This is a genomic window from Arthrobacter sp. P1_A5, from assembly GCF_056406825.1.
Genome location: NZ_JBFTZL010000357.1, coordinates 1 through 1222, shown reverse-complemented (window position 1 = coordinate 1222; position 1222 = coordinate 1). Strand labels below are relative to the sequence as shown.

1 protein-coding gene is annotated in these 1222 nt (G+C 71.0%); it reads right to left on the bottom strand.

The window, feature by feature from the left end:
* Positions 1 to 172: 172 nt before the first annotated feature.
* Positions 173 to 1222: dihydrolipoamide acetyltransferase family protein (locus AC1D1S_RS21260; protein ID WP_476995459.1), on the bottom strand; the 1050-nt coding region annotated here is incomplete at its 5' end.

Genomic DNA, 1222 nt, shown 5'->3' with positions numbered 1-1222 from the left:
GGAAAGCATGGCGCTGGCCGCGCTCCTGGCACCGGCCCCCACCGAGCCGCTCGGCTAAGCAACTCCCCGGTCCCGGGCGCCCTCCCGGGTCCGCGGGTCGGCCCCGCACACCACGAAGCTGCCGGCCGCCCCTTCCTTTCGGACGGGGCAGCCGGCAGCTGTGTAGAGGGACCTAGACCATCGCGAGGACCATGCCCGGATCGGCCAGCATGGCCCCGAGGTCCTGGAGGAACCGCGAGCCCTGCTCGCCGTCGACCAGCCGGTGGTCGAAGGACAGGCTGAGCGTCATGACCTGGCGCAGCGCGACCTCGTCCTTGTACTCCCACGGCATCTTCCGGACCGCGCCGAGGGCCAGGATGGCTGCCTCGCCCGGATTCAGGATGGGCGTGCCGGCGTCAATGCCGAAGACGCCGATGTTCGTGATGGAGATCGTGCCGCCGGAGAGCGCCTCAGGGCTTGTCTTCCCGGCCCGGGCCGTGTCCGTCAGTTCCGTCAGGGCCGAGGAGAGATCCATGAGGGACATCCGGTCCGCGTCCTTGATGTTCGGAACGGTCAGCCCCCGCGGGGTCGCAGCCGCGATGCCCAGGTTCACGTAGTTGAACTGGACGATCTCCTGGTTGGCCTCGTCCCACCGGGCGTTGAGGGTCGGGTGGTTGCGCAACGCAATCAGCACGGCCTTGGACACGAGTGTCAGCGGGGTGAGCTTGTACCCGGCGAACGCGCGGCTGGCCTTGAGCCGTGCCAGCAGCTCCATCGTGGGCGTAACGTCGACGGTCAGGAACTCGGTGACGTGCGGCGCAGTGAAGGCACTGGCCACCATGGCAGCCGCGGTGAACTTCCGTACGCCCTTGATCGGCGTGCGGGTCTCGCGCTCGCCCGGGGCCTGGACAAGCCATGCGGCCTGCGCCGTCGCACCGGCGGGTTCCTGGGCGGCCGCGGGCAGCTCCCCGCCGCCGACGAAGTTCAGCACATCGTCGCGGGTGATGAGCCCGCGCTCCCCGGTACCGGTCACGGCCTCGAGGTCGACGCCGAGATCCTTGGCCAGCTTGCGCACCGGAGGCGTGGACCGCGGGCGCTCCCCCGGCGACATGTCGCCAGCTGTGGTTGCGGGCGTCGTTTCGACCGGCTGGGTTTCGGCCGGCCCAGCAGCGCGGACCGGCGCGGCCGGCTCGGCTGCACGGACTGATGCCACCGGTTCGGCCGCGACGGCCGGAGGGGCCGC